Below are 212 nucleotides of genomic sequence, written 5' to 3' on the forward strand. Positions count from 1 at the left end.
ACCCTGATCCCAAAGTCGGTTGTAACTTTATATCAATGGATTAATGAGGGTGTGCTTCGTACGTCCAATTTAGATCTCTTTGAAAAACCTAAACGTAAGCATCATCGAACTCATCCGCAAGCTAAAAGGTGCTTGGGGCCTAATATTGCTCAACGACCTCAAACTGCGGACCAACGGTCCGAAATTGGCCATTGGGAACTAGATACAGTTCA

Annotated in this window: 1 pseudogene; it reads left to right on the plus strand. The window is 43.9% G+C overall.

The features are described from left to right. Positions 1-212 (plus strand): annotated as a pseudogene (locus QOR82_RS09450) (IS30 family transposase); the annotation flags it as partial.

Origin of the sequence: Limosilactobacillus difficilis, assembly GCF_947387495.1 — a bacterium.
GTDB lineage: Bacteria > Bacillota > Bacilli > Lactobacillales > Lactobacillaceae > Limosilactobacillus > Limosilactobacillus difficilis.